The organism is Amycolatopsis sp. NPDC098790, from assembly GCF_044759945.1.
Taxonomy (GTDB): Bacteria; Actinomycetota; Actinomycetes; order Mycobacteriales; family Pseudonocardiaceae; genus Amycolatopsis.
Map to the genome: position 1 here is coordinate 478,611 of NZ_JBIWAI010000003.1, position 14,517 is coordinate 493,127.

Annotated in this window: 13 protein-coding genes and 1 pseudogene; 8 read left to right on the forward strand and 6 right to left on the reverse strand. The window is 75.3% G+C overall.

From position 1 onward, the window contains the following. The first annotated feature begins 79 nt into the window (after positions 1–79). The 3 genes from ACIQWX_RS27370 to ACIQWX_RS27380 are packed head-to-tail and all read left to right on the forward strand — an operon-like array spanning position 80 to position 8,365. The gene (locus tag ACIQWX_RS27370) at positions 80–2,644 is read left to right on the forward strand and encodes a LuxR C-terminal-related transcriptional regulator (protein ID WP_400876881.1); all 2,565 of its coding nucleotides are present in this window, start codon (positions 80–82) and stop codon (positions 2,642–2,644) included. Continuing rightward, entirely contained in the window at positions 2,628–5,621 is a 2,994-nt protein-coding gene (locus ACIQWX_RS27375; protein ID WP_400876884.1) for an AAA family ATPase, read from the forward strand. Before ACIQWX_RS27370 ends, ACIQWX_RS27375 begins: the two co-directional genes overlap by 17 nt. Then, complete coding sequence (locus ACIQWX_RS27380) at positions 5,618–8,365, forward strand: AAA family ATPase (protein WP_400876887.1); 2,748 nt, start codon at positions 5,618–5,620, stop codon at positions 8,363–8,365. The genes ACIQWX_RS27375 and ACIQWX_RS27380 overlap by 4 nt, the downstream gene beginning before the upstream one ends. Before the next feature lies 1 nt (position 8,366). Here the strand turns inward: ACIQWX_RS27380 and ACIQWX_RS27385 are convergent, their stop codons facing one another. From ACIQWX_RS27385 to ACIQWX_RS27395, 3 genes are all read right to left on the reverse strand, one after another. Continuing rightward, positions 8,367–9,014, reverse strand: coding sequence for a response regulator (locus tag ACIQWX_RS27385; RefSeq protein ID WP_400877593.1), 648 nt, complete (start codon positions 9,012–9,014; stop codon positions 8,367–8,369). A gap of 106 nt (positions 9,015–9,120) precedes the next feature. Then, a complete protein-coding gene (locus tag ACIQWX_RS27390; RefSeq protein ID WP_400876890.1) occupies positions 9,121–10,014 on the reverse strand; it encodes a TIGR03619 family F420-dependent LLM class oxidoreductase in 894 nt (297 codons plus the stop codon). 80 nt (positions 10,015–10,094) lie between these two features. Then, a complete protein-coding gene (locus ACIQWX_RS27395) occupies positions 10,095–10,568 on the reverse strand; it encodes an SDR family NAD(P)-dependent oxidoreductase (protein WP_400877595.1) in 474 nt (157 codons plus the stop codon). On the opposite strand from ACIQWX_RS27395, the gene ACIQWX_RS27400 reads away from it, so the two are divergent. Beyond that, a complete protein-coding gene (locus tag ACIQWX_RS27400; protein ID WP_400877630.1) occupies positions 10,506–10,703 on the forward strand; it encodes a hypothetical protein in 198 nt (65 codons plus the stop codon). The genes ACIQWX_RS27395 and ACIQWX_RS27400 overlap by 63 nt on opposite strands. On the opposite strand, the pseudogene ACIQWX_RS27405 reads toward ACIQWX_RS27400, so the two are convergent. The 3 genes and pseudogenes from ACIQWX_RS27405 to ACIQWX_RS27415 form a co-directional block, all read right to left on the reverse strand. Further along, positions 10,667–10,861 (reverse strand): annotated as a pseudogene (locus tag ACIQWX_RS27405) (SDR family NAD(P)-dependent oxidoreductase); the annotation flags it as partial. The gene ACIQWX_RS27400 and the pseudogene ACIQWX_RS27405 overlap by 37 nt on opposite strands. 11 nt (positions 10,862–10,872) lie before the next feature. Next, positions 10,873–11,763 carry an NAD(P)H-binding protein gene (locus ACIQWX_RS27410; protein WP_400876893.1) on the reverse strand — a complete coding sequence of 297 codons (891 nt, stop codon included), beginning with the start codon at positions 11,761–11,763 and terminating at the stop codon, positions 10,873–10,875. 17 nt (positions 11,764–11,780) lie between these two features. After that, positions 11,781–11,960: a hypothetical protein gene (locus tag ACIQWX_RS27415; RefSeq protein ID WP_400876896.1), complete on the reverse strand. Its 180-nt coding sequence runs from the start codon at positions 11,958–11,960 to the stop codon at positions 11,781–11,783. A gap of 94 nt (positions 11,961–12,054) precedes the next feature. Between ACIQWX_RS27415 and ACIQWX_RS27420 the strand changes: the two genes are divergently transcribed. From ACIQWX_RS27420 to ACIQWX_RS27435, 4 genes are all read left to right on the forward strand, one after another. Next, on the forward strand, positions 12,055–12,555 hold the full coding sequence (locus ACIQWX_RS27420; RefSeq protein WP_400876898.1) for a winged helix-turn-helix transcriptional regulator: 501 nt from the start codon (positions 12,055–12,057) through the stop codon (positions 12,553–12,555). 65 nt (positions 12,556–12,620) lie between these two features. Beyond that, complete coding sequence (locus tag ACIQWX_RS27425; protein WP_400876900.1) at positions 12,621–12,983, forward strand: DoxX family protein; 363 nt, start codon at positions 12,621–12,623, stop codon at positions 12,981–12,983. Further along, positions 12,980–13,858 carry an RNA polymerase sigma-70 factor gene (locus tag ACIQWX_RS27430; protein WP_400876902.1) on the forward strand — a complete coding sequence of 293 codons (879 nt, stop codon included), beginning with the start codon at positions 12,980–12,982 and terminating at the stop codon, positions 13,856–13,858. Before ACIQWX_RS27425 ends, ACIQWX_RS27430 begins: the two co-directional genes overlap by 4 nt. A 174-nt stretch (positions 13,859–14,032) precedes the next feature. Next, positions 14,033–14,488, forward strand: coding sequence for a hypothetical protein (locus tag ACIQWX_RS27435; protein WP_400876904.1), 456 nt, complete (start codon positions 14,033–14,035; stop codon positions 14,486–14,488). The last annotated feature ends 29 nt before the right edge of the window (positions 14,489–14,517 follow it).

A 14,517-nucleotide genomic window follows, 5' to 3' on the forward strand; every position in this document is an offset into this window, starting at 1 on the left:
CGGTCAGATCCTTCGGCGGCTCTGGGGGCTGCGGGAAAAGGCTCGGTTTTGCGAGCTTGCAGGAAAGGTCGATGGCGGCATGTCGGATCCCACTCCGAATCCGGTCTTCGCCCGGGATCCGGGCGCGCTGTCCCGGTGCGCGGCACTGGCGTGGACGGAGTCCGCGCAGGCCGTGCTGGTGGACGGGGCGTCCGGCGGCGGCGTCCGGACCCTGCTCGCGGGGCTGGAAACGGAAGAACCGGACCAGTCTGCGAATATCTTTCGCTTTTGCGCCGAACCGGCGGGTGAACCGGCCGAGTTCCACGCACTGGCCGAACTGTTCACGAAGAACCACGATCCCGGCGGTGCCATTCGGCGGACCCTGGAACTGCCCGCGGAAGACGGTTCCGGAATGCACCGGAAATTCCGTACCCTGCGGTCGCTGTTGCTGGCCGGACCATTGCGGAAAAGGAATTCCGCGATCGTCGTCGAAGAAGCGCAGTGGTGCGACGAATCGTCGCTGCGATTCCTCGACTTCCTGCTGCGGTGCGGCCGCGGGGAGCGGTTCCTCATCGTCCTCTGCCGCCGTCCCGGCGAGCCCGGTCCCGGGGCGTGGGCGCTCGGGCAGATCGGGGCGCAGGACCGGTGCCACCGCTGGGAAGTCACCGCGCCGAGCCCGGTCGACGCGCTCGCCGGCCTGCCCGCGCAGGCACGGACCGTGGCCACCGCCGTCGCCGTGCTCGACGAACCGAACGTGACCAGGGCGGCCGCTTTGTGCGGGCTGCCCGCGCGGTCGGTGCGGATCGCGCTCGACGCAATTCGCCGCGCGAATCTGTTCACCGGAGGCGTGCTCGACCCGTCGATCCGATCCCGCCTGCTCGCCGAAACGCCCGCCGCCGAACTCGCCCGTATGCATTTGCATGCGGCCCGGATGCTGAACGACGACGCGCGGCCCGCCGCCGAAGTCGCCCCGCACCTCGGGGCGCTGCCGCGGCTCGACGAGCGCTGGATGGTCGACCTCGCTCTGGAAGCCGCGGCCGCCGCGCCGGACCCGGCGACCGCCGTCGGCCACCTGGCCCGCGCGGCCGCCGCCGAGCCGGCGCGGCTCGACGTCCGGCTGGCGCTGGCCGCCGCCCGGCTCGGCCTCGACCCGGACGCGGCGATGACGGAACTGCGCACGGCCGCCGGCCACGCCCGCGACCAGCGCGACCACTGCGCCATCGCCGTGCTCTACGCGCTCGCGGCCACCGCGCCGGACGCCGCCGGGCACCGCGCCCCGGTCGGCGGCCTCGTCGACCGGCTGGCCCGGCGGTTCGGCACCGCCGCGCCCGCCGTGCCCGTGGCGGCCCTCGCCGCGGCGGCCACGACCCGGGAGGCCGCGCGCGGCCTGCTGCGGGACCGGGCCGCGACCGCCCCCCGCGCGGCCGCGGCCCGGCACCCCGGCGCCCGGGACCTCGCCGACCGCGCCGCCGCGCTCGCGCTGACCGGCCGCGGCACCGAGGTCGCCGCGGCCTGCGCCCGCGCCGTCGTCCGGATGCCCGCGGCGGCCGCGTCGAGCGACGACCTGCTCGCCGCCGCGCGGACCCTGCGGCTGGTCGACGACGCACCGAACGCCGTGCGCGCGCTCGACCGCGCGGTCGCCGAGGCCGCGGTGGGCGGCGACGGACCGGCGCTCGGCCGGGCGCTCGCCGCCCGGTCCCGCCTGCTGCGGGAAAGCGGCGACCGCGACGGCGCGCTCGCCGACGTCCGCGTCGCCGTGCTGGCCGGCGCGGGACGACGGCCGGGCCTGCTGGTGCGGACGACGCTGGCGACCGCCCTGCGCGACGACGGCGAACCGGCCGCCGCCGAGCGGCTGCTGACCGCGGTGCACCCGGAGGAACTGGCCGCCGCGCCGGCGGACCGCCACCTCTGGCTGCTCGGCCGGGCGCGCGGCCGCGCCCTGCGTTCCGACGTCGACGGCGCGCTGGACCTGCTGCTCGAATCCGGCCGGGGCCAGGACGAGACCGGTATCGGCAACCCGGTGTTCGCGCCCTGGTGGTTCACCGCCACGCTGCTGCTCGCCGGCGCGGGACGGCACCGCGAAGCGGACGGCTACGCCGAACGCGGGCAGGAGCTCGCGGCGAGCTGGCCGACCGCGACCGCCCGGGGCCTGGTGCTGCTCGGCCGCGGCGTCGCGGCGTCGGGGACGCGGGCGGTGGAACTGCTGGCCGAGGCGAGCCGGGTGCTGGCGACCTCGCCCTGCCGCGTCGAGTACGCGCGGTCGGAATACCTGCTGGGCAAGGCGTTGACGCTCGTCGGCGACCGCAAGACCGCGCGCCAGCACCTGCGGCAGGCCGCGCTGCTGGCCGCCGGCTCGGGGTGGTGCTCGATCGGCGCGCTGGCCAGGGACCTGCTCGAGGAGTCCGGTGGCCGGCTGCGGAAACCGCGCGCCGACGTGCTGACGCTGCGCGAACGCGAGGTGGCCGACCTGGTCGCCGCCGGCGCGAGCAACCGCGACGTCGCGAGCGCCCTGTTCGTCTCGCCGCGGACCGTCGAGCTGCACCTGACCAACGTCTACCGGAAGCTGGCCGTGGACAGCCGCGCCGAGCTGGCCGCGGCGCTGCGGGCGAGCGCGGGATCGGCCGTCCCGGAGGCCGCGAAGAGGACCCATGGGCTCGCCGGGTGAGGACGAGGAGGTCGTGCGCCCGCCGGGTGTGGCCGGCTTGCCTCACCAGCGCGGCGTTTCCGGGACGCGGCTGGCCGAGCGGGACGAGGAAGCCGCGCTCCTGACCGGGCTGGTCGGCGACCTGCGCGAGGGACGCTCGGCGGTCGTGACGGTCACCGGCGCGCCGGGTTCCGGCCGCAGCGCCCTGCTGGCGTCCGTGGCCGCGACGGCCGCGGCCGCCGGGTTCCCCGTGGCGCACGTGCCGTGCTGCCCGTCCGACCGGGACGAGCCCTTCGTCGTGCTGCACGAGGTGTTCGCCGCGCTCGGCGTCGCGCTCCCCGCGGACCCGCCGGACGAGCGCGTCCTCGGCGAGCTGTGCCGGGACCTCTACGCCGGGCTCGGCGGGCGGCCGCTCGTGCTGGTCGTCGACGACCTGCACTGGGCCGACGACCCCACCCGGGCCTGGCTGCGCGTGCTTTCCGGGTACCGGGCCGAGGTGCCGGTGCTGCTGGTCGTCAGCGAGACCAGCGGGCTGGACACCTGGGAGCCCGCGACGGACGCCACCCACGGGGTCCGGCTGCGCCCGCTCGGCGACGCCGCGGTGGCCGCGCTGGTCCGCGTGCGGCTGGCCGGGGCCGACGACCGGGTCGTCGAGCACGCGGTGCGCGGCAGCGGCGGGAACCCGGCGGTGCTGACCGAGGCGCTCGTCCGGCTGAGCATGGACCCCGGCGGCGCGCCGGAACCGGCCGGGCTGTTCACCCGCGTCGCCACCGAGCGCCTGCTGCGCCTGGTCGACGGCCTGCCCGCCGGGCTCCTCGCCGTGCTGCGCGCGGTTTCGGTGTGCCAGGACGGGTTCGGCCCGGCGTTGCTGGCCGAGCTCGCCGGCTGCCCGCCCGACCGGCTCGCCGCGGACTTCGCGCGGCTGCGGGCGCTCGGCCTGCTCACCGCGGACGGCAAGCTCGCCGGACCGGACGTCGGCCAGCGCGCGCTCGGCGGGATGAGCGAGGAGGACCGCCACGCGTTCTTCGCCCGCGCGGCGAAGCTGGGCCACGACCACGGCGTCGCGAACGCGGCCGTCGCGGCGATCCTGCGGCGGACGCGCGTGCTCGGCGAGCCGTGGGTGGTGGAAGTGCTGCGGGCGGCCGCCCGGCTGGGCCCGGCCGGCGGGCAGGCCACGGCGTCGCTGCGCCGGGCGTTGCGGGAACCCCTGGAGCCGGCGCAGCGCGCGGCCGTGCTGATCGACCTCGGCGCCGGGGAACTGCTGCAGGACCAGGAAGCGGGCGACCGCCACCTCGCCCAGGTGCTGTCCGAAGTGGACGGTGCGGGGCTCGGCCGGTACCGGCTGCTGGCGGCGGATCTGCTCAACGCGCGCGGCGGCCTGGGCGCGCGGACGCTCATCGCCGCGTTCCGCCGCCCGGACGTCTCGGCGGCCGAGCGTGACGCACTGCTGAGCCTGTACTGGCTGGCCGACGGCGAACCGCAGGACCGGTCCGCGGTCGGCGGCTACGGCATGCCGCCGCTGCCCGAACGGCCGGCCGACCCGGCGCAGGCCGCCGTCGCCGCGTTGCTGCTCGCCCGGCGCGGCCTGCGCCCGGCCCGGGTGCGCGGGCTCGCGCGCGCCGCGCTGGCGCAGCCGATCGCGGACGCCGGCTCGCTGACCGCGCGCGCCGCGGCGGTCCGCGCGCTGACCCTCACCGGCGACCTCGACGAAGCCGGCGGCCACGGCCGGGAAGTGCTCGCGCGGGCCCACCGCCACGGCGCGCGCACGCTGATCGCCCGCGCCCTCGTCGACCAGGCCGAGCGGCACCTCGCGGCGGGGATCCTCGACGACGCGGAGGCCGACCTGGCCGAGGCGCACGAGCTGGTGCCGCCCCGGCACTGGCATTCGGCGTTGCGCGCGCGGGTCGTCGCGATTGAGGCGCGGGTGCACCTCGAAGCCGGCCGCCCCGACCTCGCCCGGCGCACGCTCGACCGCGACCACGTCGAGCCGGGACCCGGGCTCGGCAGCGCGTTCCTGTTGTACGCCAAGGGATCGACGCTGCTCGAGGAGGGCCGTCCGGAGCAGGCGCTCGCCTCGCTGCGCGAGTGCGGCCGCCGGCTTTCCGCGCGCGGCTGGGAAAACCCGGAGCTGCTGCCGTGGCGCTCGGCCGTGGCGCGGGGCCTGGTGGCGAGCGGCGAGCGGGCGGCGGCCCGGCTGCTGCTGGGTGAGGAGCTCGCGGCCGCGAACGCGTGGGGTACGCGGGCCGCGGTGGGCGGGGCGCACTTGGCGGCCGCGCTCGCTTTGGGGTCCGGAGATCCGGAGTCGGCCGGGCACCTGGCACAGGCGGTGGGGCTGCTGGACGGCACCGGCAGCCACCTGCGCCACGCGACGGCGCTGGTGGAGCTGGCCGCGGTCGCCGGCGAACGGTGCGAGGGCGCGGCCGGCGCCGGCCGGGGTCGGCGGGACGCGACTGCGGTGGAGCTGGGTGCGGTCGCCGATGATCGGCTTGGGGACGTGGTCGCGCCGACTGCCGACGCCGGCAGCGATCCGCGGGACGCAAGCGCGGTGGCGAAGCTGGGCGCGGTTGCCGATGATCGGCTCGGGGACGTGGTTGCGCCGACGGCCGGCGTCGGCCGCGGTCCGCGGAACGTGAGCGCGGTGGTGAAGCCGGGCGCGGTTGCCGATGATCGGCCTGAGGACTTGGTCGAGCCCGCCGGCGACCTCCTCGCGCGGGCGGCCGCGCTCGCAGCGCGTCACCGCTGGCCCGCCCTTTCGGCCCGGCTTCGCGACCTGACCGGCGGCCCCGGCGCAGACCGGCCGCCCGTGCTTTCCGAGGCCCAGCGCCGGGTCGCCGAGCTGGCCGCCGCCGGTACCTCCAACGCCGAGATCGCGGACCGGCTCGAGGTGACCCGGCGGACCGTCGAGCTGCACCTGACCAACGTCTACCGCAAGCTGGGGATCGGGGGACGGCCCGAGCTCGCCGAGGCGCTGGCCGCCGCCGGGGAGGGGCCGGGGTGACGCTGCCGGAACGCGAGACCGAGCTGCGCCTGCTGTGCGGCGCGATCACCGCGGCCGGGGCGGGGGAGGGCTCGGTCACCGTCCTCACCGGACCGCTCGGCGTGGGGAAGACCGCACTGCTCAAGGAAGTCCTGCGGAGCGCGGAGGCGCGCCCCGGGGCGATGCGGGTGCTCACCGCGTCGGCGAGCCGGACCGAACAGGACTTCGACTTCGGGATCGCCTGCCAGGTGCTCGAGCCGGTGGTCGCCGAGGCGGACGAGCACGACGCGGAACGCTGGTTCGCCGGCACCGGCTCGGCCGCGCGGTGGCTCTTCCCCGGCGCCCCGGGCTGGCCCGGCTGGGAACCGGACGGCCACAACGACGTCCTGACCACGCACGGCCTCGTCGCCCTGCTCGCCGCGATCGCCGCCGACCGGCCGCTCGTCGTGCTGGTCGACGACCTGCACGTCGGCGATCGGCAGTCGCTGACCTGGCTGCGGCAGTGCGCACGGCGGATCCGGCACCTGCCGTGCGCGCTCGTCGTCGCGGTCCGCGAAGGCGACCCGGGCGCCGACCGGCCCGCCCTGCGCGAGCTGTGGGAACTGGCGAAGACGCGGATCCGGCCGCCGAACCTGACCGAGGACGGCGTCGCGGCGGCGTTGCGTGCGGCGGCCGACACCCGGGCCGGGGACGCGCGGTTCGTCGCCGCCTGCCACGCGGCGAGCGCCGGGAATCCGTTGTACCTCGCGGAAGCCGTGCGCGGTGACCACCGCACCGGGCCGTCGCTGCTGCAGGAGCGGCTCGCCGCCCAGCTCGCCGTGCTGCCCCCGGCCGTCGGCGAGTGCGCCAAGGCGATCGCGGTGCTCGGCGAGCACGCCGAGCCGTGGCTGGTCGAGCGCCTCACCGGCGGCGACTCGGTGGCCGTCGCGGAGGCCGTGCGGGCGCTGGCCCGGCTGGGCGTGCTCGGCCCGGCGGCCCCGCCGCGGTTCGCCGCGCCCGTGGTGCGGGCCGCGGTCGAGGCGTCGACGACCGCGCCGGAGGACCTGCGGCTGCGAGTGCGCGCGGCGACCGTGTTCCACGAGGCCGGCTTCGCCGCGGAGACGGTCGCGGCCCAGCTGCTCGAAGTGCCCGCACCGTCGCCGTCGCCGTGGATGCCGGAGGAGCTGCGCACGGCGGCCGACGCGGCGACCCGGCGCGGGCAGCCCGAGACGGCGGCGCGCTACCTGCGCCGCGCGCTGCTCGACCTGCCGCCCGACGGCCCGGAACGCGGCTGGCGGCTGGTGGACCTGGCGCTCACCGAAGCCGCGTTCGACGTCCCCGCCGCGCTCCGGCACCTCACGCAGGCGGTCGGCCTGCTGCCCACCCCGCGCGAGCGGGCCGAGGCGGTCACCCTGCTGCCGCTGTCGGCGTTCCTCCGGCCGGAAGCCGCCGTCCTCGTCGGGCGCGTCCGGCCGGAGGACGCCGGCGCGCAGGCCGGGCTCCGCCTGGAGGCGCGGATCCGGCTCACCCGCTGCGAGGACCCGGTGCTGCTGGCCGGTGCCGTCGACCGCCTGCGCGAGCTGGGTCCGGAGCCGCCGGTCGGCACCCTTGCCGAGCGCGAACTGCTGGCGGTGCTGCTCCACGCGGCCGCGCTGAGCGCCGGGATGCCCGCGCGGACCGTGGCGGAGCTGACCGAACGGCTGCTGCGCTGCGCACCCGCGTCGTCCACGGAGTTCGCGGGCACCGCGCCGCTGCTGATCATCTGCGCGTTCGCCGCGGGCTCGGCCGGGCAGCCGTCGTCCTGGCTGGAGAGCGCGGTCGGGGAGACGGCCGAGGGGCGGCCGGCGTCGCTCATCGCGGCGCGCGCGGCCGAGCTGGCGCAGAGCGGGCAGCTGACCCGGGCGCGGTCGACGGCCTGGGAAGCGTACGGGCTGATCGGCGGCGACCTGGCCGAAGCGACCGAATCGCTGGTGATGGCGCTCGTTTCGGTCGCGATCATCGCCCGGGACGAGCGGCTCGCGGCCACCTTGGTCGAGCACTTCGACGAGACCACGGCGGGACGGGCCGGCCTGCACGTCCGGGCCGCGCTGCTGATGCTGCGCGGTGCGGTGGCGGCGGTCGAGGACCCCCGCGGCGCGCTGGCGCGGTTCCTCGACTGCGGCGCGGCCCTGCACCGCGCGGGCTGGCGGAACCCGGCGCTGTTCCCGTGGCGGACGTGGAGCGCCTGGCTCCAGCGCCGCCTCGGCGACCGCGTCTCGGCCGGGGAGCTGATCGAGGACGAAGTCCGCTGGGCCCGCCGCTGGGGCGCGCCGGTGGCGCTCGGCCGCGCGTTGCGGATCCAGGCGTCGCTGACCTCGGGCGCCGAAGCCGACGACGTGCTCGCGGAGTCGATCGGGATTTCCCGCGTCTCGGGCGACCGGCTGGAGCTGGCGCGCGCCCTGCTGGCGGAAGGCGCGTCGCTGCCCGACGGCGCCGCGGCGGGCGACCTGTTCCGCGAGGCGTACCGGCTCGCCGAGGGCTGCGGCGCGCCGTGGCTCACCGGCCGGACGGCCGAAGAGAAGACCGCGGCGGGCCCGTCGGCCGCGCTCAGCGAGGCGGAGGGCCGCGTGGTCGCGTTCGCCTTGGACGGGCTGACGAACGGCGAGATCGCCGCCGAGATCAGCGTGAGCAGGCGGGCCGTCGAGAAGCATTTGACGAACTGCTACCGGAAGCTCGGGATCTCAGGCCGGGCCGAACTCGCCGAAGTCTTCGGCGCGTGGGGTTTCGGGGCGCGCAGCAGCGCGTGAGTCAGCCCGCGAGACCCGCTTCGTGGGCCAGCAGACCGGCCTGGGTGCGGTTGGCGCAACCCAGCTTCGTCAGCATCCGCGAGACGTAGCTCTTCACCGTTGCTTCCGACAGGTGCAGCTTGGCCGCGATGGCGGCGTTCGACATGCCCTCGCCGAGGCAGACGAGCATGTCCAGTTCGCGGTCCGTGAGATCGGCGGTGCGCTCACGGGCTTCCTGCGAACGCTCGTGCTCGCCGGCCGACGCCGACACCATCCGGCGCGCGGCCTCCTTGGACAGCACCGTGTGCCCGTCGGCGGCGACGCGCACCAGCCCGATCAGGTCCTCCGGCGGCGTCGACTTGAGCAGGAAGCCCGACGCGCCGGCCCGCAGCGCCTTGAGGACGTAGCTGTCGGTGTCGAACGTCGTGAGCGCCACGACCGACGGCGGGTTAGGGAGCTTGACGATGCGCTCGATCGCGGTCAGCCCGTCCACCCCGGGCATCCGCAGGTCCATCAGCATGACGTCCGGCCGGAAGCGCCCGGCGGCCTCGACGGCTTCGGCACCGTCCTGCGCCTGCCCGACGATCTCGATGTCCCCGGCCGAAGTCAGCACCGTACGCAGGTGCGCGAGCACCATCGGCTCGTCGTCGACGATCACCAGGCGGATCACGCTGTCGTCTTTCCCTTGGGTGCGCACACCCGGCAGTATCGCATTGACCGGGTCCGCACCGCGTGGGCGACGCGGAACCCGCCGGAGCGGGTTCCGCGCCCGTGCGTCAGCCCTTGGCGACCAGGTCGAGCAGGCGCCCGGTGAGGTCGAGGTGCTCGTCCACGCTGCTCGTCAGGTAGGCCAGGTCCACGAAAGTGTGGTCCGGCTCGAGGATCCCGACGATCTTCGTCACCGACTCGGCGATCTGCTCCGCTTCGACGCCGGGTGCGGCGTTCACGCGCAGCGCCACGCCGAGCGCCTGCGGGTCGCGCCCGGCCTTTTCGGCGTCGGCCCGGAGCTTGGCGAGGGTGGAGGTGAGCACGTCGGCGGGGAACTGCTCCGGTACCGACCAGACGGGCAGCCAGCCGTCGGCCCGCTCGGCGACGCGGCGCAGCGACTTCTCGCCGAACCCGGCCAGGTGCACCGGCGGCTTGCGCACCGGCTTCAGTGCGACGTTGGACTCGGCGATGGAGTAGCCGACGCCTTCGTGCGTCACGGTGTCCTTGGTCCACCACGTTTCGAGCAGGTCGAGCAGGTCGTCCAACCGCTTGCCGCGCTCGCTCATCGGGATGCCGACGGCCGTGTACTCGTCCGGCGACCAGCCGATGCCGAGGCCGGGCAGCAGCCGTCCGTTCGAGGCGACGTCGATGCTGGTGAGCATCCTGGCGAAGTTCGCGGGCTGGTACTGGGTGGCGTTGATGGTGCTGGAGCCGAGGATCGCCGTCTCGGTCACCGCGGCGGCGACGGCCAGCGCGGTGAACGGGTCCTGGGCGGTGTGGAACTCCTCGGGCATGGTGTCGTAGCCCGGGTAGGGAACGACGGGCGAGACCGGCGAAAGCAGCCGGTCACCGACCCAGAGACTGGCCGCCCCGGCCCGTTCGGCTTCGCGGGCGTACCGCGCGATCCCGCCCGGTGTGGCCGCCGCCTTGCCGAAGACCGGAAGGCTGAAACCCAAGTGCATGAATCCTCCCCTGGAGAGCGAACGGATCTTTGGTGATCCTCTGCCCAGTAGTACTCCCGTTTAGTTGCTCGTTCAAGCACTCACCAGTCGATCTTCGCGAACAGGAACGGTTCGTTCTCCGGCGCGTCCTTCCGCGCCCGCAACGCCTTTTCGGCGGGCGCCCCGGCAGGCACGCGCAGCGGCGGTTCCGGGCGTTCGATCGTTTCCGCGACCGTGACAGCGACCTCCTCGGGTGTCACGCCTTCGCCGCGCAGGGCGGCGAGCTGCTCGTACAGCGGGAGGTACGGATCTTCGTCGGCGAAGAAGACCTTCGCGCGCTCGCCGCCACCCGAGGAAACGGCGCCGGGCTGGACGATGCTCACCTTGACGCCGAAGTGGCGCGTTTCGACGGCGAGCGTTTCGGCGATGGCTTCGAGGGCCCATTTGCTGGCCGCGTACGGGCCGATGATCGGCAGCACGAGCCGGCCCTGAACGCTCGAGACGAAGACGAGGTGGCCGTCGCCGCGGGAGCGCATCGCCGGCAGGACGGCCTGGGCGACCCGGAGCGCGCCCAGCGTGTTGAGCCGGAAGAGCCGGTCGACCTCGTCGAGCGGACGGTTTCCAGTGGCGCGCGCACGGTCTCGCCGGCGTTGCTGATCAGGACGTCCACTTCGCCGGCGTCGGCCACGGCCCGGTCGACGCTTTCCTGATCGGTGACGTCCAGGCGCAGCCGCTGGTCGACGGGCAGGTCGTCGAGCACGCGCGGGTCGCGCGCGGTGGCGATCACCCGGTGGCCGCGGCGGGACAGCTCGAGCGCCATCGCGCGGCCGATGCCCTTGCCGGCGCCGGTGATGAGAACGGAGGCCATGGTCTTTCCCCTCAAGCGACGAAGTACGGGCCGTTGCCGGCGAAGGAATCCTTGTTCGCCAGCACGAACTGCTCGACCGACAGCGGTGGTGCGCCGCCGACCTTTTCGACGACGTCGTTGGTGCCCGCGAAAACCCCGTTCCGGTAGTCGACGGCGACGTGGCCGAGGTGCTGGATCAGGTGCGCCGGCAGGCCGCGCGCGGTCATCGACGCCGAGAACTCCTCGACGGAGATCGGCTCGTAGCGCACCGGGATGCCGAGCGTGGCGGCGATGAGCCCGGCGATCTCGTGGTGGTTCAGCTCGACCGGGCCGTGCAGGGAGTAGGATGCGCCGGCGTGGGGCTCGGGATCGGCGAGGACGGCGGCAATCACGCGCCCCTGGTCGGCCGCGGCGATCGGCGCGTGCCTGCCTTCGCCGAACGGGAGGCGCAGCAGGCCTTCGCCGTCGCGCAGTTCCCACCACGAGGGGAGCCACTCGGCGAAGAACGTCGGCCGCAGGTGGGTGGTGAGCAGGCCGGTCCGGTCCAGCACGCGTTCGGCGAGCCAGTGCTGCCGGGCCGCGTTGCTGCGGGCCTCGCGGCGGGCGGAGATCTGGGACATGTCCACGATCGAGCGGACGCCGGTTTCCGTTGCCGCCTGGGCGAAGGCGACGGTCGCGTCGAGCAGACCGTCGCGGATGGGGTAGCAGAAGTAGGCGCCGGTGACGCCGTCGAGCGCGGCGGTGACGGCGTCGAGGTCGAGGAAGTCGGCGCGCACGACTTCGGCGCCGGCCGCGGCGAGCGCGCGCGAGCGGTCGTCTTCGCGGCGGACCATGGCCCGGACGCGGTGGCCGCGGGCGAGCAGGTGGCCGATCGCGGCGCCGCCGGTCTTGCCGGCCGCGGCGGTGACGAGGAAGAGGGACATCGGAACTCCTTGCGGTATCAGGCCGGGGCGCCGACGACGGTGCCGCGCATGAGCCAAGTCGGGCCCTCGGCGTAGGTGGCGGCCTCGGCGAAGAACGCGCCGAAGCGGGGGCCGGCGGCGTGGGCGGTGAACGCGTCGGCGTCCGCGATGACCTCGAACCGGCGGGAGCGCGTGAAGGAGACGAGGAACTGGAACACGGGACGCCCTCCTGATGGCAGTTCATTTACCGAACTACCGCACCGTAGCACGAGCGAGTTCAATGAACGAACTGCCGAGGTGTAGCCTTGGGCCATGGCTCTCCCCAGCACCTACGCGGACCGCAACTGCTCCCTCGCGCGCTCCCTGGAGGTCGTCGGGGAGCGGTGGACGCTGCTGATCGTCCGCGACGCCTTCTTCGGCGTCCGGCGGTTCGGGGACTTCGCCGCCCAGCTCGGGATCCCGCGCGCCGTCCTGACCAGCCGGCTCAAGGCGCTCGTGCAGGAGGGCGTCCTCGCCCGCGAAAACGGCGAATACCGGCTCACCGACAAGGGCGTCGCGCTCTGGCCGGTCGTGCGCGCGCTGATGGGCTGGGGGGACGCGTTCTACTCCCCGGACGGGGAAAAGCGCACCACCCGCCACGACGCCGACGGCGGCCGCCTCGGCGCGGACGGCCGGTGCGAGGAGTGCGGCGCGGTCGTCCCGGTGCCGGAGATCCGCATCGAGCCCGGCCCCGGCTACCGGCCGCCCGCGGACCCCGACCCGGTGTCGGCCGCGATGAGCGCCCCTCGGCGGCTGCTCGAGCCGGTCGTGTGACCCGCGTCATGCCCTGTCACGGCGACCGGGCACCCGGTGTCTTGAGGCCGACCGAAGGAGACCTCATGAACACCGCACTCTGGATCGCTGCCGCCCTGCTCGCCGTCGTCGCCCTGACCGGGGGCGTCAGCAAGACGTTCGTGCCCCGGGCCAAGCTCGCCGCCCACCCGGGCGGCGCGTGGACCGGCGAACGCAGCGCCGGCTTCGTCAAGACGCTCGGCGTTCTCGAACTGCTGGCCGCCGCCGGCCTGATCCTGCCCGCGGCCCTCGGGATCGCGCCCGTCCTGGTCCCGGTGACGGCCGCCTGCTGGGTCCTGCTCATGATCGGGGCCATGATCACGCACCTGCGCCACGGCGAGGCGAAGTTCGTCGCGCTGAACCTGGCCTACCTCGCCATCGCGGCCTTCGTCGCCTGGGGACGCGCGTGACCGCCACCGAAACCTTCGTCGCCCACCGGAACCTGCTCTTCACCGTCGCCTACGAGATGCTCGGCTCGGCGGCCGACGCGGAGGACGTCCTGCAGGAGACCTGGCTGCGGTGGGCCGACGTCGACCTCGGCGAGGTCCGCGACGAGCGCGCGTACCTGGTCCGCATCACGACGCGGCTGGCGCTCAACCGGCTGCGCACGATGAAGCGCCGCAAGGAGGCCTACGTCGGCCCGTGGCTGCCCGAGCCGCTGCTCACCGCGCCGGACGTCGCCGAGGACGTCGAACTCGCCGAGAGCGTGTCGATGGCCCTCATGCTCGTCCTCGAGACGCTGGCGCCGACCGAACGCGCCGTGTTCGTGCTGCGCGAGGTCTTCGAGTTCGGCTACGACGAGATCGCCGCCGCCGTCGGCAAGACCCCGGCCGCGGTCCGCCAGATCGCGCACCGCGCCCGCAAGCACGTCGACGCCCGCCGCCCGCGCGAGCCGGTCTCCGCCCGCGAGACCCGCGCGGTGCTGGAGTCGTTCCGGCGCGCGCTGGTCACCCGCGACTTCCAGAGCCTGCTCGACGTGCTCGCCCCCGACGTCGTCCTGCTCAGCGACGGCGGCGGCGTCAAGCAGGCGGCGCTGCGCCCGGTCGCCGGCGCGGACAAGGTGGTCCGGTTCGTGTCCGGCGGCATCGGCCGCACGGACGCGGTGCTGACCAGCGGCCTGACGGTGGTCAACGGCAACCCGGGCCTGGCGCTGCACCTGGACGGCGAGCTGGACGGCGTGATGGCGGTCCGCTTGGACGGCGGCCGCATCACCGGGCTGTACTACGTGCGCAACCCGGAGAAGCTGACCCGCGTCGCGTCGGAGACCCCGCTGACCCTGCGTTGACCGCTCATCGGACGGCGGGGTGGTCCGGCCGCCGCGGCGCCGGACAGTAGTCCTGCGGGCGCGGCACGTGACCGCCGGGACAGGTATGGGTTCAGGTACTTGTACGGGTGCGGCGCCGCGTGCCCCGGCGCAAGCTTGACCGGCCCCCGATGACCGCAGGAGGTCGGAAAACCCATGGTGCACGGCCGGTCGCGTCCCCTCCTCCGGGTCGTTCCCCCCGCGAGCGCCCCGGAGCCGCGACCGGCCGCCCCGGGCTCGCGTGACCGCTACGCCGACCTCGACGACCGGCGGCTGGCCGCGATCCTGGCCGCCGAGGACACCGCGGAGGAGCACGGCCTCAGCCCGCACACCCGCAGCACCTGCTACGTCCACCGGTGCTGGGCGCACCAGTGCGTCGGCGACCCGCTGCACGTCCTCGTCGTCACCGGGCACCGGTGGTGCCGCCGCTGCGAGTGCCCGGTCGACGTCGCCGTCGACGAGACCCCGCCCGGCGCGGTCCACCTGTACTGCCCGCGCTGCGGCCAGGCGGGCTCGGCGGCCAACCGCGAGGTCCGCCAGGCCTGCCGCACGAGCCTCGCCGCGATGCACGGCGGCGACACGCCGACCCTCTACCGCATCCCGGACGCCTGACCCCCGCGAGGCCGCAGCCATCGCCGCCG